This window comes from Aerococcus sp. HMSC062A02 (assembly GCF_001809535.1).
In the GTDB taxonomy this organism is placed as follows: domain Bacteria; phylum Bacillota; class Bacilli; order Lactobacillales; family Aerococcaceae; genus Aerococcus.
Genome location: NZ_KV797914.1, coordinates 5,933 through 8,572 on the forward strand (window position 1 = coordinate 5,933; position 2,640 = coordinate 8,572).

A 2,640-nucleotide genomic window follows, 5' to 3' on the forward strand; every position below is an offset into this window, starting at 1 on the left:
TCGACGGCGCTTTGTGAAGAGGAGCCACTTCTGCACGACCGAACCCGACTAAAACAGGGTGTGAAGGCTAGCGTGAGAAATAGACCTCTGGAGCCAAAAGCAGAGAAGTCTGGAAGACTTCGGCGGATTTTGGTGAAGAGGAGCTATTTCTGCTAGCCTGAACCCGACTATAGGGTGTGAGCAAAGGCGTTTAGAAAGGAATGACTGGAGGCAAAAGGGATAAGAACGGCTATCAGCCGGTCGTTCCCTTTTGTGAAGAGGAGCACTTTCTGCATCCTCGGACCCAACTAAGGATGCGAGGGCGATCGTTTAGAAGTGGACCTCAGTGTATAAGCAAAGCAAAAAGGCTGAGTTTTGAAACTCAGCCTTTTTTATGAACTTTCGAATACTTCACAATCAAATCGAAAGGGCGACAGCTAGTGCTGGCGGCGCTTTTTCTTATGCTGTTGTTGGCGCTGGCTTAGCTGGCAATAACGTTCATACCACAAATCCACATAGGCCTTAGAGAAGGGGCCTTTGCCTTCTTCAATCCAGCGGTTCAATTCATAGAGATGGCAAGTGACGATATAGTCAATATCGTAAGGGTAGGCCATCTTTCGACCATGGTCGAGGTATTCATCTACATCGAGTAACTTTTTATCGCCATTCGGAAAGACTTTGATATCTAAATCATAGTCAATGTATTTAAGGCCGTCCTTGTCCATAATATAAGGGGAAGCCAGGTTACAATAATACGATGTGCCTTTTTGGCGGATCATCGTGACAATATTGAACCAGTACTTCTTATGAAAATAGAGAAGGGCGGGCTCGCGTGTTACCCAGCGCCGACCATCGGATTCACTGACAAGGGTATGGTCATTACAAGCAATGATACTCTGATCAGAGGTCTTGAGCACCATACAATCATGCCAAGTGCGATGCAAACTGCCGTCATGTTTATAGCTTTTGACTGCGATGTATTCTCCTTCTTGAGGATTACGCATCAAAAAACCTGCTTTCTGCATCAGTATTCAATCTTATTCTTAAATAGTATAACATAGCTTGGCTAAAAATAGAATTTTTAATTAGAAATTATTAAAGAGAGTCTGCTGTTCGATTAGCTAAATTTTTATGCTACAATAAATGGAAAGAATATAAACGAGGAGTTAGATTTATGAGGGAATTCAACAAGAAAAGCCTGCTAGCCATGCTAGCGACAGTGGTTGTCGGTTTCATCATTATTGGCGGGTCTTATGTGATCGGCCAGCGGCGAGAAGAGGCGCGTTTAGCCGAGGAAACAGCACTCTTCCAGGAACATAATCAAGGAGACCAAAAGACAGACCAGACAGCTAGCCAGTCAGGCTCGTTAGACCAGGCGGCAGCCGATTTTGAACAGAACCGTGAGAACACAACAGCAGCTAAATATTTGGCCTATGTCAACCGGGAAGCGGACCAAGTCGGCGTCTTAGCTGTGGATTCGCTCAACCAAACCGCCGATTGGTTGGAAACGGCAGTTGCTGGTCTCAAGGATAAAGGTTTTGACCAGCTTGCCGTTAATAAGTTAAACTACAGCGGCATGTCAACTGCAGATCTCTTAGCCAGTGACTATGCCCAACAAGTAGCCGATAGCCAGGGTCAACTTATCTTAGTTCCCCTAAACCTGGCGGCCGAGGCCCAGGCTGGGATCGATGAAGCGGGAAGTAAAGCGAATATTGAACGCATTTATCGCCAGCTACGTTTGGCCAAACCTGAAGCCCTACCGATTTTTGTTATTAGTCCTAGCTTGAACAATGACGAAGATAGTGATGCCTATAAGGATAAGATCGCTAAGATACTCGATGATTTGAACTATAACTATTACGATATGTGGGCTGATTTCAAGGATCAATTAGCAGCTGATGACTTAAACTTGGAAGACCTTTATTCTGAAGGTGGGCAATTGACTAACCAGGGGGCAGACTTATGGAGCCAACTGCTGACTACGGAATTAAGTGAAACGACAATCGATGCCCAGCACGGCTTCAATGGCAAAAATGATGATCTCGACCAACTAAAAGAGGCTGAAGCCAAAGTTAGAGACGAGGAAGCCCGCGCCCAAGCGGAAGCAGAGGCCCAGGCCCAAGCCCAAGCGGCTGCCCAATCAGAAGCAGCGGCTGAGTCTTCAAGACGGGCAGAGTCAGAGGCCCAAGCCGCCAGCCAATCCCGCGCCCAAGCTAGCCAAGCGGCACCAGCCCAAGGCCAGCAAGGCAATTGGAATGCCAATGGCAACCAAAATTATCAAAATAATCAAAATAACCAGCAGAACAATTGGAATGCGAATGGCAACCAAGGTAGCTATAACCCGGCTAACCAGTGGCAAGGGTCCGGTGGTAATCAGCAATACGGGAACGGCAATGCTAATGGTAACCAAGGAAATGCTAATTGGGGAGCACAGAGCCAATAATAAGATTCAGTAGACAATGTAGAGGATTAAAGTCAAAAGGCCTTTCCTTAGGGGGAGGCTTTTTTAGTTGGGTTCGGTCGCGCAGAAGTGGCTCCTCTTCACAAAACGCCGTCGAAGACTTTCAGTCTCCTCTGTTGCTTTGCTCCAGAGGTCCACTCCTACCCGCGCTCCCTTACACCCTTAGTTGGGTTCGGTCGCGCAGAAGTGGCTCCTCTTCA

2 protein-coding genes are annotated in these 2,640 nt (G+C 47.0%); one reads left to right on the plus strand and one right to left on the minus strand.

The window, feature by feature from the left end; translation table 11 throughout:
- Positions 1-416: 416 nt before the first annotated feature.
- Positions 417-983 (minus strand): DUF402 domain-containing protein, encoded by a 567-nt coding sequence (locus HMPREF2626_RS03065; RefSeq protein WP_067976595.1) that lies wholly within the window; start codon positions 981-983, stop codon positions 417-419.
- Positions 984-1,153: 170 nt separating this feature from the next.
- Between HMPREF2626_RS03065 and HMPREF2626_RS03070 the strand changes: the two genes are divergently transcribed.
- Positions 1,154-2,422, plus strand: coding sequence for an SGNH/GDSL hydrolase family protein (locus tag HMPREF2626_RS03070; RefSeq protein WP_070617286.1), 1,269 nt, complete (start codon positions 1,154-1,156; stop codon positions 2,420-2,422).
- Positions 2,423-2,640 lie beyond the last annotated feature (218 nt).

Bases quoted from the DNA above. Each gene is read 5' to 3' on its own strand.
- HMPREF2626_RS03065 (WP_067976595.1), bottom strand. From the start codon at position 983: ATGCGTAATCCTCAAGAAGGAGAATACATCGCAGTCAAAAGCTATAAA.
- HMPREF2626_RS03070 (WP_070617286.1), top strand. From the start codon at position 1,154: ATGAGGGAATTCAACAAGAAAAGCCTGCTAGCCATGCTAGCGACAGTG.